This window comes from Kutzneria sp. CA-103260, from assembly GCF_018263855.1.
In the GTDB taxonomy this organism is placed as follows: domain Bacteria; phylum Actinomycetota; class Actinomycetes; order Mycobacteriales; family Pseudonocardiaceae; genus Kutzneria.
This window is the reverse complement of record NZ_CP073318.1, coordinates 8,502,612-8,529,238: the sequence shown is the minus strand read 5'-3', so window position 1 is coordinate 8,529,238 and position 26,627 is coordinate 8,502,612. Positions and strand designations below refer to the sequence as shown.

Here is a 26,627-nt window from a genome sequence, read left to right as displayed (position 1 = left end):
CCCGACCCCTTCGCGAAGAGAGTCGGTCCGACTACCTTGCCGCCATGCAGAGTGGGCAGGTCTCCATCTGGGTCCCTATCCTCGTCGGCCTCATCGGCGTACTCGGCGTTGTCCTCGGCCAACTGGTCACCGCCTGGCGGGAGCGTTCCCGCGAGGCCTCCGCTTCCCGTCGCGCCGACGACATCTACTGGCGTGACAAACGCCTTGAGGCTTCCCTGGCCCTCTTGGTCACCATGAACGCCTGGCGTGAACTGGTCGTCGACACCTGGTGTGACTCCCCCGACGACGCGATCCTCGCCGACCTGCACGACACCGTCATCGCCATGAGCGATCAGTTGGCCACTCTCAAACTCATCGGCACCGACTCCATCCGCACCGCCGCCACCACCGCCGTGGACGACCTTTTCGCCACCTCCGCAGCCGTCCGCGCCGCCCCCACCACCGCCGACCACCCCCAAGCTTCCCGCCACCTCTCCGCCACCATCCACACCCTCCGCGAACACCTCCGCCACTCCCTCTCCATCCCGTGACCCAAAACAAGGCGAGCGCAGAGAAGCCTTGGGGTCTGGGGCGAGAGCCCCGGTGTGAAAACACCACGGCATCGCGCAGCGCGCCCTCGGCAACGCCGTCCGCGTGATGACCGAGACCCCGATCTCCACCGGGCAGTTGGCTGCACTCGCTGACCAGTGACCCGTTCGAGCTGCTGAAGTACAACAAGACGGCCCACTCGGTTGACGTCGGACACGACGTCCGGAGTCTCGCGCGCATTGCCTGCCGCAAGTTCATCCGCATCCGCCGGGCGGTGAACCTGCTCGTGCTCGGCCTGGTGGTGCCGGTCTGATGGCACAGCCGACTCTCTCAGACGGGTGCCGGCCCGATGATCCCGACGGTCACTCGGACCGGCACCCACCAAAGGCCCGGGTAGGTAGTGAGGGGCTATCTACCTCGGGCCGACATCACCCACCCAGTCATGCCACTCCAAGGCGGGTACCGGCCGTACGTGCTTGGCCACCGGGCCGATACTCACCCATGACCCGGACAGGTGATGGTGTGCCCGGGTCCACGCACCACACAACCAGCGGAAACACCCCGACACCAGAGGGCGTGATGCCACTGGCCAAGACTGGCCAGCAATCACCCAAATGCCGCTCAACACGGCAAGAACCGCCCGGCAGCCCGCCGGCCGAGAAGTGCCTGCCGGATCGGGATCACACACGCTGGCCACGTCACCCTGGTAGTCGGTCAGATGCAAGTCAGAGGCTGTCTCGTCCCCATTCGCGCCGCGCCTGTCCTGGTCGGATGACGGCGACGCTTCAAGACTGAGGTGATCAAGCCGCATGCACAACGCCAGGGACTGGCATACCGGTATTAATTCAGTCCTAAAACGATAAGGTTGACTCGCTGATGGTGAGCCGACCATATCGCCGTCGACAATGCCAGGAAGGCGCTGCTGCAGAATGGGTTTGAGGTCTTGATTGTCCGCGGCTGTCAGATGACGGCACGTTGATTGAGTAGACCTCGCGGGACGTAGGTGGCTGAGCTGATCTACGGGAACCAGATGCGGTCTGCGGTCGGCCACGGGCAACACCGACGGATCGGCTGTTCCCGCTGGGGAGTCGTAGTCGCTCAGATACAGGTCAGGGGCTGTCCGCTCTCCAGCGGACAGCCCCTGACCTGGTCGGGGTGACAGGATTTGAACCTGCGACCTCTTCGTCCCGAACGAAGCGCGCTACCAAACTGCGCCACACCCCGGTTGATCGAACGAGGAGAAGTCTAGCGGATGTCTGCGCCAGCTCCGAATCGGGTCCTACTTTGGCGGCCGGACCCGTCCTGACCTGCGCCGTTGCTGCGGGGCACGAGAGTGAGCAGGCTGGCCTCCGGCGGGCAGGCGAAGCGGACGGGCGCATATGGCGAGGTCCCGAGGCCTGCGGACACGTGGAGCCAGGTGTGGGCGCCCCAGCGGGAGACGCCGCGGGCGCGGTTGCGATCCAGCTCACAGTTTGTGACGAGGGCGCCGTAGCCGGGGATGCGGAGCTGGCCGCCGTGGGTGTGCCCGGCCATGACGAGGTCGTAGCCGTCGGCGGCGAACAGGTCGAGGACGCGGGGTTCGGGGGAGTGGGTGACGCCGAGCCGGAGGGCGGCGGTGGGGTCGGGCTGGCCGGCGATGTCTTCGTAGCGGTCGCGCTTGAGGTGGGGGTCGTCGAGGCCGGCGGCGACGATGGTCTGGTCGGCGACGGTGAAGGTCTGGCGGCTGTGGGTGAGGTCGACCCAGCCGTGTTCGACGAAGGCGGCGCGCAGGTCGCGCCAGGGCAGCGGGATGCCGTGGATGCGCTTCTTGCGGGCCTTGGGCAGCAGGTAGCGCACCGGGTTCTTGGGCTTGGGCGCGTAGTAGTCGTTGCTGCCGAACACGAACACACCGGGCAGGTCGAGCAGGGGGCCGAGAGCCCGCACGACACCGGGCACCGCGTGCCGGTGGGCGAGGTTGTCGCCGGTGTTGACGACGAGGTCGGGCGCCAGGTTGGCGAGCTCGGCGACCCAGCGCTGCTTGGAGCGTTGGCCGGGCATCATGTGCAGGTCGGAGATGTGCAGCACGCGCAGTGGGGGCGCGCCTTCGGCGAGCACCGGGACGGTGGCTTCGCGCAGGGTCCACCGGGTCCGCTCGATGGCGGCGGCGTAGCCGACTGTGGCAGCTCCGAGGGCGGCCGTGCCCAGGACTATCCGACCGAACGTCTTCACGCCTCCAGGGTACGGCCGTTTACTCGATCGGGGTCGGGCCGCCCGTCGGAGTAGCGTTTGCGCTCATGGCGGAGTTGAAGGAGAGGCTGCGGAGCGATCTGACCGCGGCGATGAAGGGCCGGCAGACCACGGTGGTCGCGACCCTGCGGATGGCTTTGGCCGCGGTGACCACCGAGGAGGTGGCCGGCAAGGTCGCGCGGGAGTTGTCCGATGAGGAAGTCCTCAAGGTGCTGACCCGTGAGGTGAAGAAGCGCAACGAGGCCGCTGAGGCGTTCTCCGGCGCTGGTCGCCCGGAGCAGGCCGACGCCGAGTTGGCCGAGGCCGAGGTGCTCAAGGCGTATCTGCCGGCGCAGCTGTCCGATGACGAGCTGGCCGAGCTGGTGGCGCAGGCCATCGCCGAGGTGGCCGAGCAGTCGGGCGAGCAGCCGGGGCAGAAGCAGATGGGCCAGGTCATGAAGACCGCCAACGCCAAGGTGGCGGGTCGGGCCGAGGGCGGCCGGGTGGCCGCCGCCGTGCGGGCCAAGCTGCTGGGCTGACGTGCCCGAGGCGCCGTTCACGGTGCACGAGCTGTCCGAGCTCGCGCTGCCGTGGGTGGTCCGCCGCCGGGTCTGTTGACTGCGGTTTCCTTGTCGGGCAACGGTATCCGGCTGTCGTTGTCCAGTGTGCACAACCGCCGCACGACCGTCGCGCCGGCCGACGGCGACGTTTTGTCGCCGTCGGCCGGCCGATCCAGCGTCGGATTCTGTTCGACGCGAATCCCGAGTCGAACGACTGGTACCTGGGCGTCGCCCGAACCGTCGTCACGGACAGTGATTCACTTCGCCCTTTAGGTAGTTGATTGTCCTTTTTGGTGCGATGCCGGTGTCGCCGGGTTGGCCTATCGCCTGTTCCGTGATCGATTGGTTACGGTCCCCCTTGGGTGTGCCCGGTTGAGGCACACAGGGGCGGAAGGTCAACGATGTTCGGCGCCGTCGCACGCCCGTGCGCGGTTTCTCCCAGCTGACTGGTTCTCGCGGTCGATGCTGGCCGAATTCGTTGGCCTGCAAGGATGTGTGGGAGATGTATGTCCAGACGCGGAATCGCTCTGGCCGCGGCCGCCGGCGTGGCGCTGGCCGTCGCGACGGCTCCGGTGGCCAACGCGGCGGCGGCCCCGCCGACCACGAGCGCGTCCCCGCCGACGTCAACAGCGTCCATTCCGGACAGTCAGCGGGACCAGGTGCTGCCCAAGGGTTGGCGGTCGGCCAACGACCGGGCGGTGACCACCGACGGTGACAGCACCGGCCTGCACGTCCTGGTCGCGGATGCCAAGGACGGCTACACGTGGCGCACGGCGGCGACGCTGTCCGAGCCCGGCACCGAGACCGACCAGTGGATCGCGGACTCGTGCGTGACGGGTTCGGGCAGCCGCGCGGTGGTGGTGTACGCGCCGCGCCAGATGGTCAACAGCGATGACGGCTTCCAGCGCGGCGGTCTGGTGGCGATCGTCGACCTGAGCTCGGGCTCGGTGACGAAGCTGCCGATCAGGGCGTCGCTGGCCTACTACAACCCGGGGTGTGGCACCGGCGAGGACGCGGTCGTCACGGAGAACCTCTACGCCGGCAGCAAGTACGTCTCCCGCCTGATAACGGTGGACGCGGCGACCGGGAAGATCACCCGCTCCGTGGACGCGGACGGCCAGGTCACCTCGTCCGTGCCGGTCAAGGGCGATGTGGTGGCGGCCAAGGGATCCCTGGTGGTCTCGGTCGACGGCCGCGGCGGCGAGCACCAATTGCTGGAGACCCACGGCACCCCGTTCCGCCTCGGCATGGACGCGCAGGGTGGGGTCGGCTACGAGGTGCGCACCGAGAAGGACACTCAGCTGCACCGGATTGTCAGCGGCAAGGACAGCCTGCTCACCACGGTGAAGCGGGACTCCGTGCAGCTGCACCAGGTCGCGGGCAAGCTGTTCGTCCAGGGGCAGGACGCGAAGCAGGCCGTGGCGAAGACCGCGCTGCCGGCCGGCTGGCAGGCCGTGAACACCGCGGCCGACGCGCAGCTGTCCACTTCGGGCGGTCTCGCGGTCACCAGCTCCGACAACATGACGCAGTCCAGCGGAAAGGCCCCGGCGCCGGGCGTGGCCGCACTCGCGCGGACGATTTCGATCCAACACTCGACTATCACAGTTCCGCGTGCAGCGGCGCCTGGACGACCAACATGCTGCCGAACGGCGATGGGCAGTACTATGAGGGCGCGCAACTGCGTCAAGGGTATCTGGACCAGTACACGTCCCTGGTGACCCTGTCGATCGGCGGCAATGACGCGAAATTCATCGACGTTCTCATGCAGTGCATCTTGTCCGTTCAGGTCTGTCAGGACTCGACGCTCGACGGCGACACCGCACCGCTGTCGCAGGCTGAACCCGATCGGATCAACAATCAGGTCGAACCACGAGTCGAATCGGTGCTGGCGCAGATCCATCTCTTGGCGCCACATGCGAAGATCCTGTTGATGGGATACCCCGATTTCTTCGACAACGGCGGTCAGTGTCTCGCCGGCATCGGCACGGCCGAGGCGCCGTGGCTGAACCAGATGGCCGACCTGATGGACAACGCCATGAACACGGCCGCGACTCATCAGCAGAACGCTGGGGTCGACGTCACGTTTTCCGACCCGCGGCACGACTTCTAGAACAGGTCGATATGTGGTGACGATCAGCAGATCAACCCGCTGGTCTTCAACCTGACCAGGGGTGACGACCCGCATCTGACGGCTGGTGGGGTGCCGATTTCCGGGCAGTCGTTGCACCCCACTGTCGGTGGCGCGGCCGTATATGCTGGCGTGGCCGATAATACGCTGCTGGTTATGGGAGAGTAGCTGTGAGGATTGGCGTGCCGCTTCTTCTCGTCCTGGCGCTCGGGCTCGTCGGCTGTGGGGCTGGTCCCGCGCAGGCTGAGTCCGACGCGATTGACAAGGCGACGAGCGGAGCGCGTGACGCCGCCGCGCGAGTGCGGGAGTCGCTGGGCACGCAGTTGCGTACGCAAGCGTTTGCGGACACGCTGAAGTCGCTCCCCGTCGGCTTCAAGTCGGGTGCGGTCACCGTGCTCGACAGCTCGCAGGATCCCGCTGGTTCGTTTGTCGCACGAGTGTCGATCGTCTGGGACGGTGAGTCCAACGGTGGATTCTACGAGCAGGCCGCGGTACGGCTCTGCGTCAAGTACTCCGGTGTCACCGGTCCGAACGATCGGGTCGACATGGTCGACGCCGATTGTCTGGGAGGATTGCCGGCATATGTGAACAACGTTCAGGTGGCGCGAACTGTGACATTGGGAAAGTGATGCGATGTGGACGGGTGGGCCGGCGGGGGTCGATTCCGTTTCCGGCGACTCGCCGTTCGTGATGGCAGATAATTGTGTGTAGTGCGTGAACAAGGCTACGTAGGTGGGAAAACAATATGGGGGTGTTCGCTTTGTTTGGGATGAATCGTAGATTTGTGAAGGTTGCGGCTGTGCTCGCTGGTGCCACGCTGGCGACGGGTCTGCTGTCCGGCGTCGCGTCGGCGGCGCCGTTGACTGGCGCCTATGTTCACTGCGGCGCCGGTATCAGTGCCGAATGGTGTTCCACCGCCACCTCCATTCCCGGGGGCACGGCGACCATGAGCGAGTACTCCTGCGCCAGCTACAGTTGCTCCACGGTGCTCACCGGGACCATCAGCAACGGCGACATCGTTCCGCTGCACTGCTACACCTACGGCGACAGCGTCGGCGGTGACAACATCTGGATCCTGGCTGACGGCAATCTCGACGGCTACTTTCCCGACTACTACATCAACACCGGCTCGCCGGCCGACGTGAAGGCGCATCTCTACCACTGCTGACACCGGAAAAGAAAAGGGGCCGGGAGCGAAAAGCTCCCGGCCCCTTTTTCCGCACGGTCAGCCGCCTGGTGTCGAGGCGCTTGTCGGCGCCGGTGAGGTCGCGCCCGGGGCCTGGGGCACGAAGCCGGTGCTCACGTACAGGGTGATGCCCTGGCTGCGGGAGGCCGAGCCGATGGGGGTCTGGCCGACGACGGTGCCCTTGGGGGCGGTGGAGTTGAAGTCGGCGGTCTGCACGGCCCCGTAGCCGGCGGCCTTCAGCGCGTTGGTGGCGTCGCCGACGTTCTTGCCGACGACGTACGGGATGGCCGGCCCGTGGTTGGCCTTGTCCAGGTAGCTCGGGTCGGCGTTGGGCACCGGCGGAGCCGCGGAGCTGCCGAGGATCTGGTTGAAGGCGTTGAAGAACGGCGGCGCGGCTATGACGCCACCGAAGGCGCCGAGGTTGCCGCCGCAGCTCTTGCTGGTACGGATCGGCAGCGTGCCGCAGATCGGCTCGGGCTTGGAGCCGTCGTTGAACACCAGCGACGACGCCGCGTAGTTGCCCATGATGCCGAGGAAACCGACGGACTCGCTGGAGTCGGTGGTGCCGGTCTTGGCCGAGAGCGGGCGAGTCCAGTGCGCGTTGCGGGCGGCCGTGGTCGAGGTGCCGGCGGTGGTGTCGTCCTTCATGCCGTTGAGCAGCGAGTCGGCCAGCGCCTTGTTCACCACCTGCTCGCACGCCGGCGCGTTGATCGGCACCGCCTTGCCGGTGTGGTCGACGACGCTGGCGATCGGGTTGGGCGGGCACCACATGCCGCCGCTGGCCAGGGTCGCGCCGACGTTGGCCAGCTCCATCGGGCTGACCGGGCTCACGCCGAGGGTGAAGGCCGGCCCGTTCAGGAACGACTGGCTCTGGGGCTGGTTGTAGAGCTCGCTCTGCTGGCTGGGATCGGGGGTCTGGCCGGCCTGGTTGGTCTGCATGGTCTTGCGCATGCCCAGCCGGGAGGCCATGTCCAGCACCGCCGGCATGCCGGCGTCCAGCTCGACCTTGGTGAACGAGGTGTTGGGCGAGATGGCCAGCGCCCCGTGCAGCGTGATCGGGTCCACGTTGGTCACGTCGTCGTTCTTCAGGCAGTACGGCGGCGTGTTGCTGTTGCGGATCGGCATCGGGAAGCAGGTGTAGTTGGGGTTGGGGATGCTCGTGTTGAGGCCGACCTGCCCCTTCTCCATGCCGGCGGCGGCGGTGAACAGCTTGTAGATCGAGCCGGCGCCGAAGTTGTCGCTGACGTCGGCGGGCAGGTTGGTCAGCGTCTGCCCGGCGGCGGCGTCCACGCCCAGGTCGCGGTTGGCCACCATGGCCACCACGTCGTGGCTCTGGGAGCCCGGCTTGATGATCACCATGGTGTTGGCGATGCCGTTGGCCGTCTTGGGCACGTTCTTCTCGACCTCGGTCTTGGCGATCTTGGAGGCGTCCGGGTCGAGGTTGGTCTTGATCACGTACCCGCCGGTCTTGAGCTGGTCCGGCGTGAACCCGGCCTCCTGGAGGTAGCCCTGCACGTAGTCGCAGTAGAAGCCGACCTCCGGGGCGACGCCGACGCAGCCGCTGCCGGGCAGATGGGGCTCGGGGCCGATGCCCAGGTCGGTCTTCTTGGCCGCGTTGGCGATGTCGCTGGTGATCTTGCCGGTGGACTCCATGGCGTCGATCACGGCGTTGCGGCGGTCGGTGGCGGCCTTGGGGTGCTGCCACGGGTCGTAGCTGATCGGGTTGTTCACCACGCCGGCCAGCAGCGCGGCCTGCGGCAGGGTGAGCTTGTCCGGGGTGGTGTTGAAGAACACCTGGGCGGCGGTGCCGACGCCGTCCACCTGGCCGAGGAAGGTGACCAGGTTGAGGTACCGGGCCAGGATCTCGTCCTTGGACAGCTTCTTCTCCAGCTGGAGCGCGACCCGGGCCTCCTTGAGCTTGCGGGCCACGGTCTGGGCCTGGGCCTGCTCCTGGGCGGTCTTGTCGCCCCGGCCGGCCACCAGCACCTGGTAGTTCTTCACGTACTGCTGGGTGATGGTGGACGCGCCCTGGGTCACGCCGCCGTTGACCTGGTTGGTCAGCAGCGCGCGGAAGGTGCCCTGCCAGTCGACGCCGGCGTGCTGGTAGAAGCGCCGGTCCTCGATGGCGACGATGGCCGCCTTCATGATCGGGGAGATCTGGTCGGCCGGCGTGTTCACCCGATACTGCTGATAGAGGTAGGCGATCGGCGTGCCGTTCTTGTCCTCGACCACGGACATCAGCGGCGGGTCGGTGGTGACCAGGTCCGACGATGTGGCGTCCACCGTGTCACTCGCGCGGTTGGACACCACGCCGAGCGCCCCGACGGTGGGGAAGAGCATGCCCGCGACCAGAACACCGGCCAAAAGGCACAAACCGACCAACTTCACGAGACCGTTGCCGACACGCACGACAGCCACAGTACGCGTCATCACGTGGTGCTCCGGTGTGAGCGCTCACCGCGACGTTCATTCACCACTTTGGGTGGGTGAAGCTCACATTCGGGTAACCCGGTGTTGGCAGGGGAACCAGATGGCTCTACAGTCCGTCAACGTCTCATGACAACGCCGGAGGACAGTCCGCACCCGCGGTCAGCCTACGGCACCCGGTACCGGGGGGTATCGGTTTTTGGACGAGACGTAGGGGAGCGGGGGTCATGCAGTTCGTTCAGGGGGATTGGCGTGTCAACGCCTCGTGTCGCGACGAGGATCCGGAGCAGCTGTTCGTTCGCGGGGCTGAGCAGCGCAAAGCCAAGGTCATCTGCCTGAGCTGTCCGGTGCGGACCGAGTGCCTGTCCGAGGCGCTCGACAATCGCATCGAGTTCGGCGTGTGGGGCGGAATGACCGAGCGTGAGCGCAGGGCTCTGCTCCGTCGTCGACCAGATGTGGACTCGTGGTTCGAGTTGCTGGAGTCGGCGCGGCGCGAACATGCCGATCTTGACGAGTACAAGGTCAGTTGATCGAAGCCCTTTGTTGCGGGCTCAAAAATAGTCGAAAGTTCCACGCGGATTTCGCCGTCGGCGGTTATCCCGCCGTCGGCGAAACGAGCGTGCGCGCTTTCACTCACCAGCCAGCCGGCGGCCGATTTCCCGCAGGCCGGCCAGATCGTGCACGTCCTCGGCCAGCGCTGGCACCCCGGTGACGGCCACCGACGGGTGTGCCTTGGTGAACCGGGCCAGCAGCCGCTGCTCCCGGGTCGCCACGGCCACCCGGTCGGCGTGCAGCCGCAGCACAGCGGCGGCCAGCGGCGCCTCGTTGCCCCGGTCCAGCTCGTCGGCGGCGGCCAGGGCCCGGGCGGCCGGCAGCTTGGCCAGCACCGGATGGGTCCGGTTGACCACCAGCCCGGCCAGCGGCATCGACTCGGCGGCCAGCCGCTCCACGAAGTAGGACGCCTCCCGCAGCGCGTCCGGCTCCGGCGCGGCCACCACCAGGAACGCGGTGCCCGGCGAGCGCAGCAGCTGGTAGGTCTTCTGGGCCCGCTCCCGGAAGCCGCCGAACATGCTGTCGAAGGCCTGCACGAACGCCGAGGCGTCGGCCAGCAGCTGCCCGCCGATGATCGTCGAGATGGCCTTGGTGAACAGCCCGAATCCGGCGCCGACCAGCTTGAGCAGGCCCCGGCCGCCGGCCCGCGCCGGCGCCGACAGCAACCGGATGATGCGCCCGTCCAGCACCGTGGACAGCCGCTGCGGGGCGTCCAGGAAGTCCAGCGCCGACCGGCTCGGCGGGGTGTCCACCACGATCAGGTCCCACGATCCGTCCGCGGCCAGCTGCCCCAGCTTCTCCATCGCCATGTACTCCTGCGTGCCCGAGAAGGACGAGGAGATGGTCTGGTAGAAGGGGTTGGCCAGGATCTGCTCGGCCCGGTCCGGCCCCGCGTGCGACAGCACCATGTCGTCGAACGTGCGGCGCATGTCCAGCATCATCGCGTGCAGCCGGTCGTCGGTGTCGAAGCCCTCGACCGCCACCTGGCGTGGGGTGTTGTCCAGTTCCCGCAGGCCCAGCGACTGCGCCAGCCGCCGGGCCGGGTCGATGGTGAGCACGACGGTGCGCCGCCCGCGCTCGGCCGCCCGCGCGGCCAGCGCCGCAGCGGTGGTGGTCTTGCCGACGCCGCCGGAGCCGCAGCAGACGATCACCTTGGTCGCCGGGTCGTCCAGCAGCTTGTCCACGTGCAGCTTGGCCGGCATCAGCGGACCCCCTGGTCGACCAGCGTCTCGGCCAGCTCGTACAGCGCGCCGACGTCGACGCCGTCGACCAGCTCGGGCAGCTCCACGGCGGGCAGGTCGGCCTCGGCCAGCAGTTCGCGGGCCCGCTGCTCGGCCCGCACCCGCACCGCGTGGTCCACGGTCTCCTCGACCAGCCCCTGGACCTCGTCCTCGGCCAGCGCGAGGCCGGCGGCGGCCAGACCGGCCCGCAGCCGCTCGGCGTCCACCCGGCCACCGGCCGCGGCTGCCACGGAGCGGTTGGCCAGCCGGGCCGGCCGCACCCGGTTCACGAACACCGCGCCCGGCCGCAGGTCGGCGCCGTCCAGCTCGGCCACCGCGTCCAGGGTCTCCCGGACCGGCATCTCCTCCAGCAGCGTCACCAGGTGCACGGCGGTGTCGCCGGAGTGCATCAGCCGCACCACGCCCTCGCTCTGGCCGCGGATCGGCCCGACCTTGGCCACGTCCTGCACGGCCTTGGTGACGTCGAGGAACTTCACCACCCGACCGGTCGGCGGCGCGTCCAGCACCACGTGGTCGTACATGTGCCGGCCGGCGTCGTCGGTGCGGCCCACGCACTCCTTGACCTTGCCGGTCTGCAGCACGTCCCGCAGCCCCGGGGCGAGCGTGGTGACGAACTCGATCGCGCCCATCCGGCGCAGCGTCCGGCCGGCGAAGCCCAGGTTGTAGAACATGGCCAGGTACTCCATGAACGCCGCGTCGGCGTCCACCGCGAGTGCCCGGATCTCGCCGCCATCGGGGGCCGACGCGATGCGCTCCTCGGAGTAGGGCAGCGGCGCGCGGTCGAACAGCTGGGCGATGCCCTGCCGCTCCTCGACCTCGATGAGCAGCACTCGCCGGCCACCGGTGGCCAGCGCGATGGCCAGCGCCGCGGCCACGGTGGTCTTGCCGGTGCCGCCCTTGCCGGTGACCACGTGCAACCGGGCGCGGGTGAGCTCCTCGGTCCAGCCGACGATGGGTGTGGTCACGGCGTCCAGCCTAGGCGGCCGCCTAGGCGGTTGCGCTCGGTTGTGACCGTTACCCAATGTGATGTATCAGCACGAGGATCATGTACTGGGCGGCCACGATGCCCCAGACCACCGTGGCCGGCAGCGCCACCGCGATCAGCAGGCAGAGCGCCGCGAAGAACAGCGACGACCACGCCGCGACCCGGGCGATGTCGCCCGCGGTGCTGTCCCGTCGGTCGCGCGTCTTGCCGGTCATCAGCAGCGTCATGATGATGCCGCCGAAGGCGGCCAGGCAGGTCGCGATGATCCGCCACGTCTCCACGTGATCGAAAATAGCGTGCCGGTTAGGCTGCCGGCATGACTAAGTGGGAGTACGCCACGGTCCCGCTGTTGATCCACGCGACCAAGCAGATCCTCGACCAGTGGGGCGAGGACGGCTGGGAGCTGGTGACCGTGCTGACCAACCCGAGCGGCGAGCAGCATGTCGCCTATCTCAAGAGGGAGAAGGCGTGAGCGAGCTTGCGAGCGAACCTTCCAGCACAGTAGCGGCGCTCGCGCTGCCGACGAAGGAGGCGGCGTGAGCTGGTCGGCGAAGCTCAAGGAGCTGGGCATCGAGCTGCCGGCGGTGGCCGCGCCGGTCGCGGCCTACGTGCCGGCCGTGCGCACCGGCTCGCTGGTCTACACCTCCGGCCAGCTGCCGTTCGTCGGCGGCGCGCTGCCGGCGACCGGCAAGGTCGGCGGCGGGATCGGGCCGGACGAGGCCAAGGGCTACGCCCGCACCTGCGCGCTGAACGCGCTGGCGGCGGTGGACGCGCTGATCGGCCTGGACTCGGTCACCCGGATCGTCAAGGTCGTGGGCTTCGTCGCGTCGGCCGAGGGCTTCACCGGCCAGCCGGCCGTGGTCAACGGGGCGTCCGAGTTGTTCGGTGAGGTCTTCGGCGAGGCCGGGCAGCACGCCCGTTCCGCCGTCGGGGTGGCCGAGCTGCCACTCGGTGCACCGGTCGAGGTCGAGTTGATCGTCGAAATCGGCTAATTCTGTCCCCCGTTCGGGTGGCGCTATGGTGGCGCTTCCTGGTCTGCTAGACCGAGTGTCACCTTCGCCACCTGGAAGGGGCGGTGGGCGTGCCGGACAACGCCGAGCTGAACGCGCATGAGCTGCTGCTGAGACTGGCCGGACGGCTGTCCGACGACCAGCTGTGGCGGTTTCGGGACTGGCTGGCCAGCGGGGCGATGCCGGTCCTGGGCCGCGCCCTGCCCCGAGCCCTGCTGCACGACCGGGTCGGCCTGACCGCCGACGAGCACGTGCTGCTGCGCGGGATCGGCGCCGACCCCGCACTGACCAGCTCCGTGCTGGGCATCGGCACGGCCCCCGAGCCGGCGTACACCTTCACCGCCGAGCCCGCCCACGAGATCGCCAGCGGCGACCAGGTGGGTGTGGTGCTCGGCGCGACCCTTCGCGGCCGTGAGGGCCTCGGCGAGGTGCGCTGCGCGTGGCGGCACGCCCCCGACGGTCGGACTCACCGCGTGGTGTTGGTCACGGCGATCGCCGACCAGCACCGCCTGGCCGGCGAGCTACAGCGCATGCTGCGGGCGCTGGGCGAGCACGAGCCGTGCGTCGAGGTGCTGGCGCCGGACTTCGAGCTGCCGCCCTACCACCGCCTCGCGCTCGACGTGTCCGAACTGCTGTGCTTCGGCGCTGCCGATCTCGCCCACGCCTGAAAGGAGACCCGTCGTGTCGGACGTCGCGACTGGGGACGGACTGCCCGATCGGCTGCACGACATCCTGCTCCGGATGGCTGGCCGGGTCGATGACGACGCGTTGACCTCGGCCCGCGAGCTGGTGGCCATCGCCGAGTCGGACCGGGCCGTCGAGCTGCTGGTCGGCTGCCTGGTCGCCGGCGGCGTGCCGGTGACCCCGGCCGAGAACGGCCAGCTGCGGGCGCTGCTGGACCAGTCCCGGTCCGATCCGGCGCTGGCCGACCGGCTCAAGGTCCGTGACACCTGGTACGCCCCGCCGCACCGGTTCAGCTACGAACCGGACGCTGGCGCCGGGGTCGGTGCGGCGCTGGCGCCGGTGGTCGACTTCCTGATCGGCGTGCAGACGGTGTCCGCGGTGTGGCGGGTGACCCCGGCCGGTGCGACGCCGGGCGCGGTGCCGCAGCGGGTGGTGCTGGTCGAGATCGGCCCGGACGGGTTCGCGCCGGCCACGGCGTACCGGATCGGCCAGGCCCTCGAAGAGGCCGGCATCCGGGCCGTGGTCGAGGTGCTGAAGACCGGCGCCGACCGCAGCGACTACCACCAGCTGGCCGCCGCGGACGCCAAGCCGATCAACTTATCGGGCCAGCACGCGGCCGCGCCGAGCTCCGGTGGCGGCCGTCGTGCCAAGGGCACGGCCTCGGTGGTGCCGATCAAGCCGGTCGCCCACGCCCAGGCCAAGCCGGTGCCGGCGGCCCCGGTCGTCGAGCCGGTCGAGGTGGTCGAGCCGGTGGCGGTGGAGAAGTCCGCCCCGCAGCCGCCGGTGCTGGAGCCCTCCGCCGACCCGTCCGCGCTCGGGCTGGTCGACTACAAGCCGATCGCCGAGGACAAGCTCAGCGACGTGGAGCGCGACCTGCTCCGCCAGCTGCACGAGGAACTCGCCCAGCGCGAGCAGTAATCCCTGTTTTTGTGTTCGGAAGGGGGCATTCCTGGCGTTCAACGCCAGGAATGCCCCCTTCCGAGCGTCAGGACAGCTTGAGGAGTGCCTGGTCGAGGATGGTCTGGAGGTGCAGGCCGCGCTGGGCGTCGCAGGGGTGGGTGCGCAGGCCGCTGTGCACCATGGCGACGAAATCGTCCAGCATCGCGGTGTAGGCCTGCTGGGCCGGCGTCTGGCGGGCAGCGAGCGTGCGATGGCCGCGGGCGCCGTACACCGAGAACTCGACCACGGTCGGCTGGGTCGGTAGGCGCATGGACAGCGTTGCGGTGCTGCTGGCGCCGTCGGCGTGGCCCAGGATCAGGTGCCAGAGGTCGTTGTCCGCGCGGTGCACGGCGAGCACCTCGGAGATCGGGCCGAGCGCCGCGTCGAGCAGGTCGAAGGCGTGCGGGCCGACGTCGAGCAGCGCGCCCTGGTCCTGCCGCCACTGCGAGCCGGCGTACTTGCCGCCCAGCAGCGCGCCGGACAGCCACTGCACGCTGCCGCCGGTCCAGCCACCGAGCTTGCCCAGTTCGGCCAGCCAGTCGATCACTTCGGGCGAGAACCGCAGGGTCAGCATCAGCAACGAGGCCAGGTTGTTGTCGGCGACGGCCCCGGCCAGCCGGCGGGCCTCCTCCACCGTGCCGGCCATCGGCTTCTCCAGCAGCAGATGCTTGCCGGCCTGGGCGGCCCGCAGCGCGAGCTCCGCCTGCACGCCCGGCGGCACCGCCACGGCCACCACGTCGACCTGGTCGATCAGCTGGTCCGGGTCGTCGGCGACCTCGGCGCCGTAGCGACCGGCCAGTTCGTCCGCGGCGTCCCGGCGGCGGGCCCACACCGCGGCCAGCCGGGTGCCGGGGTGATCGGCGATGCCCGGTGCGTGCACGGTGGTGGCCCAGGGGCCGGCGCCGATGAGTCCCACGCGCAGTTGGTCGTCCACGTGATGATTCTCCACGGGAGGAGAGGGCCGTTCGCCCTTAGGCTCGTGGACGTGCCACAGCTGCCCGAGGAACTGACGCTGCCCGAGGCGATGGTGCCGGCCACCCCGCCGAACCCGCCCGCGACGCCCAAGGACGCGGCCACCGTCGCCCTGGTCCGCGAGGGCGCCGCCGGCCTGGAGGTGTTCCTGCTGCGGCGGGTCACCGGTATGGCCTTCGCCGGCGGTATGACGGTGTTCCCCGGTGGCGGCGTGGACCGCCGCGACGCGGACACCTCGGTCGCCTGGGGCGGCCCCGAGCCAGCCTGGTGGGGCCGCAAGTTCAGCTGCGACCCGACCATGGCCCGGGCCCTGGTGTGCGCGGCCGTGCGCGAGACGTTCGAGGAGTCCGGCGTGCTGCTGGCCGGCAAAGACGACGTCTCCGTAGTGGCCGACACCGCCAAGTACGCCGACGTGCGGCAGGCCCTGGTGAACCGCGAGGTGTCGCTGGCCCAGTTCCTGGCCGACGCCGGCCTGGTGCTGCGGGCCGACCTGCTGCGGCCGTGGGCCAACTGGGTGACGCCGGCCGAGGAGCCGCGGCGCTACGACACCCGCTTCTTCCTGGCCGTGCTGCCCGAGGGCCAGCGGGCCGACGGGCAGACCAGCGAGGCCGACCACGCCGCCTGGCAGCGTCCCCAGGACGCCATCGACGACTGGAAGGCCGGCCGGGTCGGGCTGCTGCCGCCGACCTGGATGACCCTGGCCGAGCTGCGCGAGGCCGGCACCGTGGCAGCCGCCATGGCGATCGACCGGCCGACCACCGACAAGATCATTCCCAAGGTGGTGAGGCGCGGGAACAAGCTGCACGCGGTGCTGCCCGACGATCCCGCCTACGCCACTGCCTCCCTGGACCTCGCGCCCGGCCCCGACGACGACGTGGCCGGCCGATGAGCGACCGTCCCGCCGTCGGCGAGCGCGCCGAGCACCCCGCCTACGGCGTCCTGCGCCCGGTCACGCCCACCGCGGGTGTGCTGCTGGCCGACAACCCGTCCGAGATGACGCTCGACGGCACCAACACCTGGGTGCTGCGCGCCCCCGACTCCGAGGCGTGCGTCATCGTCGACCCCGGGCCGGACGACGAGCGGCACCTGGGCCTCGTCGCCGCGCACGGGCCGGTCAGCACCATCCTGCTCACCCACGGCCACCCCGATCACTCCGAGGGCGCGCGGCGCTTCGCCGAGATGGTCGACGCCCCGGTGTACGCCCTGGACCCGACGCTACGGCTGGGCTCCGAAGGCCTCTCCGACGGCGACGTGCTTGCCCAGGCCGGCCTGGAGATCCGGGTGCTGGCCACCCCCGGGCACACCGCCGACTCGCTGTGCTTCTGGCTGGAGCACGACGCCCCGCCGGCCATCCTGACCGGCGACACCGTGCTCGGCCGCGGCACCACCGTCACCGACGACCTCGGGCCGTACCTGGACTCCCTGCGCCGGCTCGCCGAACTGCCGCCCGGCACCGCCGTGCTGCCCGGCCACGGTCCCGACCTGGCCGACGCCGGCACCGCCGCCCGTGCCTACCTGGCCCACCGCGAACAGCGCCTCAACCAGGTCCGGGCCGCCCTCGCCCAACTCGGCCCTGACGCCACCCCGCGCCAGGTCGTCGAGCTCGTCTACGCCGACGTCGACCGCTCGCTCTGGTTCGCCGCCGAATGGTCCGTGCGCACTCAGTTGGAGTACTTGCGCTCGCTCTGAGGCATCACCCGGCCTGGGCCCGGATCGGCACCACGATGTACCGGAGCCGGCCAGAATCGTCGCTGAACATGGTGCCGCGGTAGCCCGGCTGCACCGCGAGCGTGACCTGCTGGCCGGCGAAGGCCTTCAGGGCGTCGGACAGGTAGCGGACCTGATAGGCCGGGCGGGGTCGGCCGCCGGTGATCTCGGCCTTGACCAGTTCCTCGGCCTCGCCGACCTGCTGGCCGCCGCCGTGCACGCGGATCTCGCCGTCGCCCAGGTCCAGCTGCACGATCTGGCGGCCTTCGCTGAACAGGCCGACCCGGCGGACAGCGCCGGCCAGGGCGTCGGCGTGGACGGTGACGGTGGCGTCGACGGCGGTGGGCAGCAGCTTGCGCTCGTCGGGCAGGGTGGAGGCGAGCAGCGAGGTGACGATGGCCGAGTCGCCCCACGCCAGGCCGGCCCGGTCGCCATCGACGTGCAGGGCGACCCGCTCGGCCGACGCGGCCTGCTTGGCCGCCTCCACCAGCAGACCCGCCGGCACCATGGCGTCGACCTCGGCCTCGCCGGTCCACGGCAGCGAGGCGATGGCCAGCCGGTAGCGGTCGGTGGCGACCATGGACAGCGGTCGGTCGGGCCCGCCGCGCAGTCGAACACCGGTCAGCATGGGCAACGCGTCGTCCCGGGAGGCGACGGACGCCACCACCGACAGCAGGCCGGCGAACTCCGGGCCGTCGACCTCGCCGACCCGGGCCGGCGGTTCGGCGACGCCGGGATGCAGATCGGCCTCCAGCAGCGGCAGTGCGAACCGGCCGCCGGGCACCCGCACGGCCAGCCGCGATCCCTCGACCACCAGCCGCACCTGCGGGGCGTCCAGCGCCCGCAACGTCTCCGCGAGCGGCTTGGCCGGCACCAGGACCTGACCGTCCTCGTGCACGGTCGCGGCGCACCGCAGCCGCACACCCCGCTCCCGATCGGTGCCGCGGACCAGCACCCCGTCCCGGTCCGCGGTGATCAGGACGCCGGCCAGCACCGGGTCGTACAGCTTGGCCGGCAGCAGCCGGACCAGGTCGGCCAGCGTGCTCGCCAGCTGTGAGGTCGTGGCGGTGAGGTCCATGCCGGCGACGCTACGACCCACCCCTGACAAAAATCGGGTTCCCGTTAACGGGCAACACAGTTCATCTGGTGGTGGTGTCGGGGTCACGTTCCGACGCATAGCGTCGCGTGCATGAGCATCAACCGGAGGGCACTGCTCATCGCGGGTGGCGCGTTGGCGGCCGGCCAGATGTTGCCGGGCATCGCGTTCGCGGACGGCACGGACGGCAGCGAGCAGACGATCACCGTGACCGGCCGCTTCGAGCCGGGCGCCCCGGACTGGTACTACCTGCCGGTCGAGGTGCCGCACGGGGTCGCCGAGTTATCAGTGGTCTACAGCTACGACCGCCCACAGGTGCCGCCCGGCCAACTCGGCAACGCCCTGGACTTCGGGGTGTTCGGCCCGGCCGGCCACGAGCTGGGCAACCATCGGGGCTTCCGGGGCTGGTCCGGCGGGGCCCGCGACCGGTTCACGCTCAGCGCCTCCGACGCGACTCCCGGCTACCTGCCGGGCCCGATCGACCGCGGCACCTGGCACGTCGTGCTCGGCCCATACACCGTGGCCGAGCAGGGCCTCGACTACCGCGTGGAGATCACGCTCAGGTTCGGCCCGCCCGGCCAGCCGTTCGAGGTGAAGCCGGCGCCGTCGTTCGCGCCGGCGCGCCGCCGAGGCCGGGACTGGTATCGCGGCGACGGCCACCTGCACACGGTCTACTCCGACGGCAAGCGCACCCCGGACGAACTTGTCGCGGCGGCCCGTGCGGCCGGCCTGGACTTCATCGTCTCCACCGAGCACAACACGCCCAGTGCCTCGTTGCAGTGGGGCCGGCACGCCACCGAGGACCTGCTGATCCTCAACGGCGAGGAGGTCACCACCCGGTCCGGGCACTGGCCGGCGTGGAACCTGCCGGTGGGCCGCTGGATCGACTGGCGTTACCGGGACAACCAGCCTGACGACTTCCGGCGCTTCGTCGACGAGGTGCACTCGGTCGGCGGCCTGGTCGTCGCCGCGCACCCGTACGCGCCGTGCATCGGCTGCTCCTTCGAGTTCCGCTACGACCTCGTGGACGCCATCGAGGTGTGGAACGGCCCGTGGACCGATGACGACGAGAAGACGTTGCAGGCCTGGGACGCGATGCTGCGGGAGGGCCGCTGGATCCCGGCGGTCGGCGACAGCGACGCGCACGCCGAGCCGCAGGTGGTGGGCCTGCCGCACAACGTGGTGCTGGCCGAGGACCTGTTCGGGCCGTTCCTGTTCGCCGGGCTGAAGGCCGGGCACACCTGGATCGCCGAGTCGGCACAGGTCCAGCTGTCGTTGGCGGTGACGGACGGCCGGCGCAGCGCGGGGATCGGGGAGACGCTGCGCACGGGCCGTCCGGTGACCGTCCACGTCGAGGTGGACGGCGTGCCGGGCACGCAGACCCGGGTCCTCAATCAGACCGGGGTGGTGCACACCGGCGCGGGGTCGGTCGACTACGCGACCAGCCCCGCCGACTCCGACTGGATCCGGGTCGAGGTGCGGCGGGGCGAGCAGATGGTCGCGCTGACTAACCCAGTTTTTCTTCGACGTTGACCAGGGCCGCCGTGGTCAACGTGGACTGCTTCACGGTGCCCCGGAACGCCCACACCAGCGCGGCGATCACCAGTCCGGCGCCGGCCGCGGCCAGGAAGGACCAGCTGGTGCCGAAGTTCTGCACCAGCTGACCGCTGGTGGACTGGCCGATGGCCAGGCCGAGGGTCACCGAGGTGATCACCCAGCCGAACGCCTCGGTGGTCGTGCCGGCCGGCGCGACCAGCTCGATGGCCGCCGAGTGGGCGGTCGACTGCGGCGTGATCAGGATGCCCACCGCCAGCAGGGCCAGGCCCAGGCCGAACAGCGAGGACGGGATCGCCAGCAGGAGGATCAGCAGGGCGAAGCCGGCCAGCAGCACCGGCAGGCGCAGGTGCATGGCCCGCGGCCACGGCCGCACGCCGTACAGCACGCCGAACACCACGGAGCTAATCGACCACAGGCTCAGCATCAGGCCGCCCATCGTCGGCGCGCCCGCCTCGGTGGCGAACGCCGGCACTGCGACCTCGACGAAGCCGATCGTCACGCCGAAGCCCAGCGCGGCCAGCGCCACCGTGCGCATGCCGGGGCTGGCCAGCGCGCCGAGCAGGCTGACCGGGCGCAGCTCGTCCCGGCTGGGCCGCCAGGCGCGGACGGTCGGCGTCAGGGCGAAGGCCAGGCCGCCGACGACCATGCACAGGGTGCCGGCCACCAGGCCGGTGCCGGCCCAGGGCAGCGCCGTCATCAGGCCGGCCAGGCCCGGGCCCAGGATGAAGAAGACCTCCATGCTGATGGCCTCGTAGGCGTAGGCCGCCTGGCGGACCGGGCCGGGCGGGACCAGCCGTACCCACAGCGACCGGGACGCGGAGCCCACGGTCATCTCAGTCAGGCCGATGCCGAAGGCCAGCGCGATCATGAGCCACTCGGCCTGGTGGGTCTCGACCGCCCACACCTCGGCCGCCACGAACAGCAGCGTCAGGCCGGCCGTCGCGCACAGCGGACGGGTCGGACCCACCCGGTCCATGATGCGGCCCTGCAGCACGGACCCGACTGAGACGCCGACCAGCGCGGCGGCCGAGGTGAGGCCGGCGGTCGCGAAGGAGCCGGTGGCGCGCTGCACGTACAGCAGCAGGGCCAGGCCGATCATCGCGACCGGCAGCCTGGCCAGCGCGGAGGCGAGCACCGGCAGCCGGGCGCCGGGAGTGGTCAGTGCCGTGCGGTAGTCGGAGAGGGTCGCGGACTGGGACATGCGTACCAGTATGCCAAAGACTGGTACGACCGTGCCAGAGTGGAGGCGTAAGTCACGATGTAGTCACGGCGTTGCGATGAGTGGGTGAACGACCGCAACGTAAGACCCAATTCAGAGTCCTTGAGAGTGAATCCGGTTGTCCGTGGCGGGGCATTCCATGTCACAGTGACCGGGCACGACCTCCTCGGTCGAGAGTTCGGGGCTTGAGGCCGAGGGGACGGGGTGCGCGGCCCGTCGGGGGATGGCCCGCGCAACACGAAAGGCCGGTTAGTGGCGTCGGGGGCCACTGCCGGCCTTTTGTGATCCGCGGACTGTGTCCGCGGAAAGCGCGCACCGAGATCACTCCAGCGTGTCTTGTGGGGCTCGCGCCCCACACCCCCAGCAAGGGCGGGCTTCGCCCCCCTTGACCCCCCAAGCCGGGTTGGCGATCTTGAAGTGTGGCCGTTGGGTGCGGGAAACGTGCCTGGTTGGACAGCGAAAGGCCCCCGTCCACGGGGTGGGCGAGGGCCTTTCGATCTGCTCGGTATTACCGCGCGCGTCGCGCGAGGCGCTCCGGGTCCAGGATGAGCACGCTCTTGCCCTCCAGGCGCAGCCAGCCGCGGTGCGCGAAGTCGGCCAGGGCCTTGTTCACGGTCTCGCGGGAGGCGCCGACGTACTGGGCGATCTCCTCCTGTGTCAGGTCGTGAGTGACCCTCAGCAGGCCGGCCTCCTGGCTGCCGAACTGACGGGCGAACTGGAGCAGCGCCTTGGCCACCCGGCCGGGCACGTCCGTGAAGATCAGGTCCGCCAGCATGTTGTTCGTCCGGCGCAGCCTACGGGCCAGCACGCGCAGCAGCTGCTCGGCGATCTCGGGCCGCTTGCTGATCCATTCCCGCAGCTCAGGGCGGCCCATGGAGAGCGCCCGGACCTCGGTCACGGTGGTCGCGGTCGACGTGCGCGGCCCCGGGTCGAAGATCGACAGCTCGCCGAACATGTCCGACGGGCCCATGATGTTGAGCAGGTTCTCGCGCCCGTCGGGCGACTTGCGGCCGATCTTCACCTTGCCGCTCTGGATGATGTACAGCCGGTCGCCCGGCTCACCCTCCGCGAAGATCACGTGCCCACGCGGGAAGTCGACTGCCTCCAGCGTGACGAGCAACGCCTCAGCCGCTGCCGGGTCCACACCCTGGAAGATGCCCGCCCGGGCCAGGGTCTCGTCCACCTCGTCCCTCCTTCGAGACGCGGCGGCCGGTGCCGCCGATCACTAGCGTGCCAGTCTAGGACCCGTTGCCCCTGGTCCGCCGGGGACGCAGCCGTGCGGCGCGTCCGCCGAGCCTCCGCAGGCGGAACAGCTCCAGCGCCCGGCCGATGCCGTGTCCGTACAGCGCCCTGACCTCGTCCGGTCGGGCCTGCTCCAGGAATTCCTCGACCTCGTTCTCCTGCACGGCAACATGGCGCAGGCGAGCTTCCACGCGCTCCATGAAGAGCGCGAAGAACATGATCAGAAGTGGTACGACGAGCACCAACCAGGCAGTCATGATGACCCCATCCTCTCCCATGGTCGTCCGGGCCCGCGCATTGGGGGGTCACCCCGGCGTGTCGGCGATGTCAGTGGGTGTCCGTACGCTGGGCGAGTGCCACCGACCGCCGCCGCGAACAACCTGTCTCTGGTCCGCCGAGTGCGGCGGATGACGCGCGCGCTCCAGGAGGGGTACCCGGACGCGCACTGCGAACTCGACTTCGGCACCGCGCTGGACCTCACGGTGGCGGTGATCCTGTCGGCCCAGTGCACCGACAAGCGTGTGAACGAGGTCACACCGGCCCTGTTCGCCCGGTACCGAACAGCCGCCGACTACGCCGGCGCGAACCGGGTCGAGCTGGAGGAGATGATCCGGCCGACCGGCTTCTACCGGAACAAGGCCACCTCGATCATGGGCCTGGGCTCGGCGCTGGTCGAGAAGCACGGCGGCGAGGTGCCCGGCACGCTCGAGGAGCTGGTCCGGCTGCCCGGCATTGGCCGCAAGACCGCCAACGTGGTGCTCGGCGAGGCCTTCGACGTCCCCGGCATCACCGTTGACACGCACTTCGGCCGGCTGGTCCGGCGCTGGGGCTGGACCGAGGAGACCGATCCGGTCAAGGTCGAGCACGCGATCGGCGAGCTCGTCCCCCGCAAGGACTGGACGATGCTCTCGCACTGGACGATCTTCCACGGTCGGCGCGTCTGCCACGCCCGCAAGCCGGCCTGCGGGGCCTGCTTCCTGGCCCCGGACTGCCCCTCCTTCGGCGATGGCCCGACCGACCCCGCGGTGGCGGAGAAGCTGGTCAAGGGCGAGGAGGCCCCGCACCTGCTGGCCTTGGCCGAGCAGGTCCGGGCCAAGAAGACCACCAAGAAAGCCAAGAAGAAGGACAACACTGTCGGCGCGGCCAAATGACCGTCCGGTGGCGGTGGATCCTGGTCGTGGTGGTGCTGCTGGTCGCCACCGCGATCGCCGTCTGGCCTCGTGGCCAGTCCTCCACCCAGGCCGACCTGGCCGTGCCCACGCCGGACCTGAACGCGCTGCGGCAGACCGCGGCCCTGCCGGCCTGCCCGCAGTCACATGAACCGAGGCCCACGGGCAAGGGCGTGCTGGCCGGCGTCAAGGTCACCTGTATGGCCGACGGCTCGGAGATCACCCTCGGTGGCGGCCCGATGCTGGTCAACTTCTGGGAGCCCTGGTGCGTGCCGTGCCGCACCGAGCTCCCGGCGTTGCAGGAATATGCGGCCCGACCTGGGGCGATACCGGTGCTGCTGGTCGAGATCCCGAGCCAGAGCGACCAGGCCGGTGGCCTGGATCTGCTGGGCTCGCTCAAGATCAAGCTGCCGAGCGTCTGGGATCCGAACGCATCCGTGGCCAACGCGCTGGGCAAGCCGAACGTCTTTCCGGTCACCTACGTAGTTGCAGCGGACGGCCCAGCGAAGCGGGTCGCCACGCCGGCCTTCTTCGAGACGGCTGACCAGGTGGAACAGGCGGTGCGGCAGTATGCGAACGGGAGTGTCACCGGATGAGTCCTGGCCCCCTGGTGGACCCGGCGGACGTGCCGGGCTGGCTGTCCGGCCTGGTCAAGGCCACCGCCGGCCTGGACGCGTCCGAGCTGACCAGGGTGCGCCCGCCCAGCGGGCTGCCGACCAGGCCGGCCGCGGTGCTGATGCTGCTCGGTGACGGCGTCGACGGCCCGGACGTGCTGCTCACCCGGCGTGCCGACACGCTCAACTCCCATCCCGGCCAGGTCGCCTTCCCCGGCGGCAGCGCCGACGACGGCGACGACGGCCCGGTGGCCACGGCGCTGCGCGAGGCCGAAGAGGAAGCCGGCGTGCAAGCTGACGGCGTGCGGGCGATCGCGCTGCTGCCGGAGCTGTTCGTGCCGGTGTCCGGCTTCATGGTGACGCCGGTGCTGGCCCACTGGGAGCGCCCGTCGCCGGTCCGCGTGGTCGACCCGGGCGAGACGGCGGCGGTGGCCCGGGTGCCGATCGCCCACCTGACCGATCCGGCCAACCGGTTCCGGGTGAGGCATCCCTCCGGCTTCACCGGACCGGCGTTCGCCGCACCGGGCATGCTGGTGTGGGGCTTCACCGCCGGCCTGCTCGCCGGCCTGCTGCGGCTGGCCGGCTGGGAACGCCCCTGGAACGCGGCGGACGTGCGTGATCTGGACGAGTCGCTGCGGGCGGCGAACGCGGAGGTGCAGGCGTGAACTGGGTCGACCTGGTCGTGGTGCTGCTGGCCGTGATCGCCGCGGTGTCCGGCGCCCGGCACGGCCTGATCACCACGCTGCCGGCCACCGTGGGCGTGCTCGGCGGCACCGTGGTCGGCCTCATCGTGACGCCGATGATCATGTCCAACTTCAGCAGCAACGTCACCCGGATCGCGGTCTGGATGGGCGCGCTGGTGCTGCTGGTCGCCCTCGGCGAGACGTTAGGCGTGTGGCTGGGCCGGTCCATCCGCCAGCACGTGCGGCTCGGCCCGTTCACCGGCGTCGACCACACGCTGGGCGCGCTGGTGCAGTGCGCCGTGGTCTTCGTGGTGGCCTGGGTGTTCGCGCTGCCGCTGACCTCGGTGCCGGTGCCCGGGCTGGCCGCGGCCATCCGCGGCTCGGTGGTGCTCGGCACCGTGAACAACCTGATGCCGGCCGAGGCCGAGCAGCTGCCCAACGACGTGAGCCGGCTGCTCAGCGCCGGCCTGCTCACCGCGACCGGGCCGTTCACCCGGACCCCGATCACCGACGTGGACCCGCCGGACACGGCCCTGCAGAACAGCCAGGTCGTGCAGGCCGTGCAGTCCAGCGTGGTCAAGGTGCGGGGCCGGGCCCCGTCCTGCTCGCGGGCGCTGGAGGGCAGCGGCTTCGTGATCTCCCCGCAGCGGGTGATGACCAACGCGCACGTGGTCGCCGGCACCGACGACGAGTCGGTGGAGATCGGCGGCGGCCAGCTCACCGCGCACGTCGTCTACTACGACCCGGAGGCCGACGTCGCGGTGCTGTCCGTGCCCGGCCTCGACGCCCGGCCGCTGCCGTTCAGCCAGCAGGACTACACCTCCGGCCAGGACGCCATCGTGCTCGGCTATCCGCTGGACGGCCCGTACACCGCGCGGGCGGCCCGGGTCCGGCAGCGCATCCAGCTCAACGGGCCGGACATCTACGGCACCCAGAAGGTCACCCGGGACGTCTACACGATCCGGTCCACCGTCAAGAGCGGCAACTCCGGCGGCCCGCTGATCAACCCGGACGGCCAGGTGATCGGCGTGGTGTTCGGCGCGGCCGTGGACGATCCGGAGACCGGCTTCGCCCTGACCACCGCCGAGGTCAGCCGGGTGGTGCAGCAGGCTCCGTCGCTGGTGCGACCGGTGTCAACCGGCTCCTGCGCCGAGTAGCAGCGCGGTCACGGCGTCCGGGTCCTCCCACTGCGGGAAGTGCCCGGCGCCGTCGATCACGTGGTACCGCGCGAACCGGGTGGCCGGCGAGGTGCGGGCGTCGTGCTCGCCGCGCAGCCGCAGCACCGGGGCCTCCAACGGGCGGCTGACCGCCTTGGCGAACTCCCGGCCGTCGCCGCGCAGCCGGGAGCGGAAGGCCCAGCGGAAGTACTCCATGCTGGAGTGGGGGACGCCCCGGATCAGCATCGCCTCACGGGTGCGACTGAGCACTTCGGGATCGGGCGTCCAGTGCGGACCGGTCCAGGTCCGTAGCAGACGTTCGACCAGGGCCCCGTCGTCGGCGACGAGTCGGCGCTCCGGCCAGAACGGCGGCTGGGCCGGCAGCAGGGGCCGCAGCGGGACCTCCAGCGGGTGGGGCGCGGAGATCGTCGTGACCGATTCGACGAGACGGGGATGCAGCGCCGCCGTCGTCCAGGCCAGCACCCCGCCCCAGCCGTGGCCGACCAGGTGTGCGCGGCGAGCGCCGAGGGCCTTGATCAGCCCGGCGACGTCGCCGGCGAGCGTCCAGCCGTCGTAGCCACGGGGCGTCTTGTCGGACTGGCCGTAGCCGCGCAGATCGACGGCGACGGCGTGGCGGCCGTGGGCGGCGAGCGCGGGCAGCTGGTGCCGCCAGGTCCACCAGAACTCGGGGAACCCGTGCAGCATCAGCGTGAGCGGGCCGCTGCCGGCCTCGGCGACGTGCAGTCGGATGCCGTTGGCCGAGACG

The 26,627-nt window shown here is 70.4% G+C and carries 29 protein-coding genes and 1 tRNA gene; 18 read left to right on the top strand and 12 right to left on the bottom strand.

Translation table 11 applies throughout. The annotated features are described in order from the left end of the window. The first annotated feature begins 44 nt into the window (after positions 1–44). A complete protein-coding gene (locus JJ691_RS37550) occupies positions 45–530 on the top strand; it encodes a hypothetical protein (RefSeq protein ID WP_211764259.1) in 486 nt (161 codons plus the stop codon). Between the two features lie 1,145 nt (positions 531–1,675). On the opposite strand, the gene JJ691_RS37545 is transcribed toward JJ691_RS37550, so the two are convergent. Together JJ691_RS37545 and JJ691_RS37540 are read right to left on the bottom strand one after the other, a co-directional pair. Further along, positions 1,676–1,752, bottom strand: a tRNA-Pro gene (locus tag JJ691_RS37545). Between the two features lie 21 nt (positions 1,753–1,773). Continuing rightward, on the bottom strand, positions 1,774–2,736 hold the full coding sequence (locus JJ691_RS37540) for a metallophosphoesterase (RefSeq protein ID WP_211764258.1): 963 nt from the start codon (positions 2,734–2,736) through the stop codon (positions 1,774–1,776). Between the two features lie 65 nt (positions 2,737–2,801). Here JJ691_RS37540 and JJ691_RS37535 point away from each other — a divergent pair, with 65 nt between their 5' ends. The 5 genes from JJ691_RS37535 to JJ691_RS37520 all read left to right on the top strand — a co-directional run bounded on the left by JJ691_RS37535 (position 2,802) and on the right by JJ691_RS37520 (position 6,589). Beyond that, a complete protein-coding gene (locus JJ691_RS37535; protein ID WP_211764257.1) occupies positions 2,802–3,272 on the top strand; it encodes a GatB/YqeY domain-containing protein in 471 nt (156 codons plus the stop codon). A 527-nt stretch (positions 3,273–3,799) separates the two neighbouring features. Continuing rightward, entirely contained in the window at positions 3,800–5,011 is a 1,212-nt protein-coding gene (locus JJ691_RS53245; RefSeq protein WP_331474342.1) for a hypothetical protein, read from the top strand. Beyond that, a complete protein-coding gene (locus tag JJ691_RS53240; protein ID WP_331474341.1) occupies positions 5,008–5,403 on the top strand; it encodes a hypothetical protein in 396 nt (131 codons plus the stop codon). Before JJ691_RS53245 ends, JJ691_RS53240 begins: the two co-directional genes overlap by 4 nt. Positions 5,404–5,591: 188 nt before the next feature. Then, a complete protein-coding gene (locus JJ691_RS37525) occupies positions 5,592–6,050 on the top strand; it encodes a hypothetical protein (RefSeq protein WP_211764256.1) in 459 nt (152 codons plus the stop codon). 170 nt (positions 6,051–6,220) lie between these two features. Next, positions 6,221–6,589 carry a hypothetical protein gene (locus JJ691_RS37520; RefSeq protein ID WP_211764255.1) on the top strand — a complete coding sequence of 123 codons (369 nt, stop codon included), beginning with the start codon at positions 6,221–6,223 and terminating at the stop codon, positions 6,587–6,589. 57 nt (positions 6,590–6,646) lie between these two features. Here the strand turns inward: JJ691_RS37520 and JJ691_RS37515 are convergent, their stop codons facing one another. Next, positions 6,647–9,016: a transglycosylase domain-containing protein gene (locus JJ691_RS37515; protein ID WP_249227270.1), complete on the bottom strand. Its 2,370-nt coding sequence runs from the start codon at positions 9,014–9,016 to the stop codon at positions 6,647–6,649. Positions 9,017–9,261: 245 nt separating this feature from the next. Between JJ691_RS37515 and JJ691_RS37510 the strand changes: the two genes are divergently transcribed. Continuing rightward, positions 9,262–9,564 carry a WhiB family transcriptional regulator gene (locus JJ691_RS37510; RefSeq protein WP_211764253.1) on the top strand — a complete coding sequence of 101 codons (303 nt, stop codon included), beginning with the start codon at positions 9,262–9,264 and terminating at the stop codon, positions 9,562–9,564. A gap of 99 nt (positions 9,565–9,663) precedes the next feature. On the opposite strand, the gene JJ691_RS37505 is transcribed toward JJ691_RS37510, so the two are convergent. The 3 genes from JJ691_RS37505 to JJ691_RS37495 are packed head-to-tail and all read right to left on the bottom strand — an operon-like array spanning position 9,664 to position 12,093. Continuing rightward, positions 9,664–10,788 (bottom strand): ArsA family ATPase, encoded by a 1,125-nt coding sequence (locus JJ691_RS37505; RefSeq protein ID WP_211764252.1) that lies wholly within the window; start codon positions 10,786–10,788, stop codon positions 9,664–9,666. Next, positions 10,788–11,792 (bottom strand): ArsA-related P-loop ATPase, encoded by a 1,005-nt coding sequence (locus JJ691_RS37500; RefSeq protein WP_211764251.1) that lies wholly within the window; start codon positions 11,790–11,792, stop codon positions 10,788–10,790. Before JJ691_RS37500 ends, JJ691_RS37505 begins: the two co-directional genes overlap by 1 nt. Positions 11,793–11,841: 49 nt before the next feature. Then, on the bottom strand, positions 11,842–12,093 hold the full coding sequence (locus JJ691_RS37495; RefSeq protein WP_211764250.1) for a hypothetical protein: 252 nt from the start codon (positions 12,091–12,093) through the stop codon (positions 11,842–11,844). Positions 12,094–12,128: 35 nt separating this feature from the next. On the opposite strand from JJ691_RS37495, the gene JJ691_RS37490 reads away from it, so the two are divergent. The 4 genes from JJ691_RS37490 (at position 12,129) to JJ691_RS37475 (ending at position 14,424) form a co-directional block, all read left to right on the top strand. Further along, positions 12,129–12,284, top strand: coding sequence for a DUF4177 domain-containing protein (locus JJ691_RS37490; RefSeq protein WP_211764249.1), 156 nt, complete (start codon positions 12,129–12,131; stop codon positions 12,282–12,284). 64 nt (positions 12,285–12,348) lie between these two features. Then, a complete protein-coding gene (locus tag JJ691_RS37485) occupies positions 12,349–12,804 on the top strand; it encodes a RidA family protein (RefSeq protein ID WP_211764248.1) in 456 nt (151 codons plus the stop codon). Between the two features lie 89 nt (positions 12,805–12,893). Next, positions 12,894–13,490 (top strand): hypothetical protein, encoded by a 597-nt coding sequence (locus JJ691_RS37480; RefSeq protein WP_211764247.1) that lies wholly within the window; start codon positions 12,894–12,896, stop codon positions 13,488–13,490. 13 nt (positions 13,491–13,503) lie between these two features. Continuing rightward, positions 13,504–14,424: a hypothetical protein gene (locus JJ691_RS37475; RefSeq protein ID WP_211764246.1), complete on the top strand. Its 921-nt coding sequence runs from the start codon at positions 13,504–13,506 to the stop codon at positions 14,422–14,424. Between the two features lie 67 nt (positions 14,425–14,491). On the opposite strand, the gene JJ691_RS37470 is transcribed toward JJ691_RS37475, so the two are convergent. Next, the gene (locus tag JJ691_RS37470) at positions 14,492–15,379 is read right to left on the bottom strand and encodes a Gfo/Idh/MocA family protein (RefSeq protein WP_211764245.1); all 888 of its coding nucleotides are present in this window, start codon (positions 15,377–15,379) and stop codon (positions 14,492–14,494) included. A gap of 90 nt (positions 15,380–15,469) precedes the next feature. On the opposite strand from JJ691_RS37470, the gene JJ691_RS37465 reads away from it, so the two are divergent. Beyond that, entirely contained in the window at positions 15,470–16,306 is an 837-nt protein-coding gene (locus tag JJ691_RS37465; protein ID WP_249228324.1) for an NUDIX hydrolase, read from the top strand. Further along, entirely contained in the window at positions 16,303–17,106 is an 804-nt protein-coding gene (locus JJ691_RS37460; protein ID WP_211764244.1) for an MBL fold metallo-hydrolase, read from the top strand. The genes JJ691_RS37465 and JJ691_RS37460 overlap by 4 nt, the downstream gene beginning before the upstream one ends. A gap of 4 nt (positions 17,107–17,110) precedes the next feature. On the opposite strand, the gene dnaN is transcribed toward JJ691_RS37460, so the two are convergent. Further along, positions 17,111–18,202, bottom strand: a complete 1,092-nt coding sequence (gene dnaN / locus JJ691_RS37455) for a DNA polymerase III subunit beta (RefSeq protein WP_211764243.1) — start codon at positions 18,200–18,202, stop codon at positions 17,111–17,113. Between the two features lie 111 nt (positions 18,203–18,313). Between dnaN and JJ691_RS37450 the strand changes: the two genes are divergently transcribed. Then, positions 18,314–19,753 (top strand): CehA/McbA family metallohydrolase, encoded by a 1,440-nt coding sequence (locus JJ691_RS37450; RefSeq protein ID WP_211764242.1) that lies wholly within the window; start codon positions 18,314–18,316, stop codon positions 19,751–19,753. Here the strand turns inward: JJ691_RS37450 and JJ691_RS37445 are convergent. From JJ691_RS37445 to JJ691_RS37435, 3 genes are all read right to left on the bottom strand, one after another. Next, a complete protein-coding gene (locus tag JJ691_RS37445) occupies positions 19,728–20,978 on the bottom strand; it encodes an MFS transporter (protein ID WP_211764241.1) in 1,251 nt (416 codons plus the stop codon). The genes JJ691_RS37450 and JJ691_RS37445 overlap by 26 nt on opposite strands. A 526-nt stretch (positions 20,979–21,504) precedes the next feature. After that, entirely contained in the window at positions 21,505–22,179 is a 675-nt protein-coding gene (locus JJ691_RS37440) for a Crp/Fnr family transcriptional regulator (RefSeq protein WP_211764240.1), read from the bottom strand. Between the two features lie 55 nt (positions 22,180–22,234). Then, positions 22,235–22,495 (bottom strand): hypothetical protein, encoded by a 261-nt coding sequence (locus JJ691_RS37435; RefSeq protein ID WP_043730536.1) that lies wholly within the window; start codon positions 22,493–22,495, stop codon positions 22,235–22,237. A 150-nt stretch (positions 22,496–22,645) separates the two neighbouring features. On the opposite strand from JJ691_RS37435, the gene nth reads away from it, so the two are divergent. Genes nth through JJ691_RS37415 form a run of 4 tightly spaced genes read left to right on the top strand, consistent with a single transcriptional unit; the run spans position 22,646 to position 25,861 of the window. Continuing rightward, a complete protein-coding gene (gene nth / locus JJ691_RS37430; RefSeq protein ID WP_211771955.1) occupies positions 22,646–23,389 on the top strand; it encodes an endonuclease III in 744 nt (247 codons plus the stop codon). Beyond that, the gene (locus JJ691_RS37425) at positions 23,386–24,003 is read left to right on the top strand and encodes a TlpA family protein disulfide reductase (protein ID WP_211764239.1); all 618 of its coding nucleotides are present in this window, start codon (positions 23,386–23,388) and stop codon (positions 24,001–24,003) included. The genes nth and JJ691_RS37425 overlap by 4 nt, the downstream gene beginning before the upstream one ends. Next, positions 24,000–24,686: an NUDIX hydrolase gene (locus JJ691_RS37420; RefSeq protein WP_211764238.1), complete on the top strand. Its 687-nt coding sequence runs from the start codon at positions 24,000–24,002 to the stop codon at positions 24,684–24,686. Before JJ691_RS37425 ends, JJ691_RS37420 begins: the two co-directional genes overlap by 4 nt. Next, positions 24,683–25,861 (top strand): MarP family serine protease, encoded by a 1,179-nt coding sequence (locus JJ691_RS37415; RefSeq protein WP_211764237.1) that lies wholly within the window; start codon positions 24,683–24,685, stop codon positions 25,859–25,861. The genes JJ691_RS37420 and JJ691_RS37415 overlap by 4 nt, the downstream gene beginning before the upstream one ends. On the opposite strand, the gene JJ691_RS37410 is transcribed toward JJ691_RS37415, so the two are convergent. Continuing rightward, the gene (locus JJ691_RS37410; protein WP_211764236.1) at positions 25,838–26,566 is read right to left on the bottom strand and encodes an alpha/beta fold hydrolase; all 729 of its coding nucleotides are present in this window, start codon (positions 26,564–26,566) and stop codon (positions 25,838–25,840) included. The two genes, JJ691_RS37415 and JJ691_RS37410, sit on opposite strands and share 24 nt — an antisense overlap. Positions 26,567–26,627 lie beyond the last annotated feature (61 nt).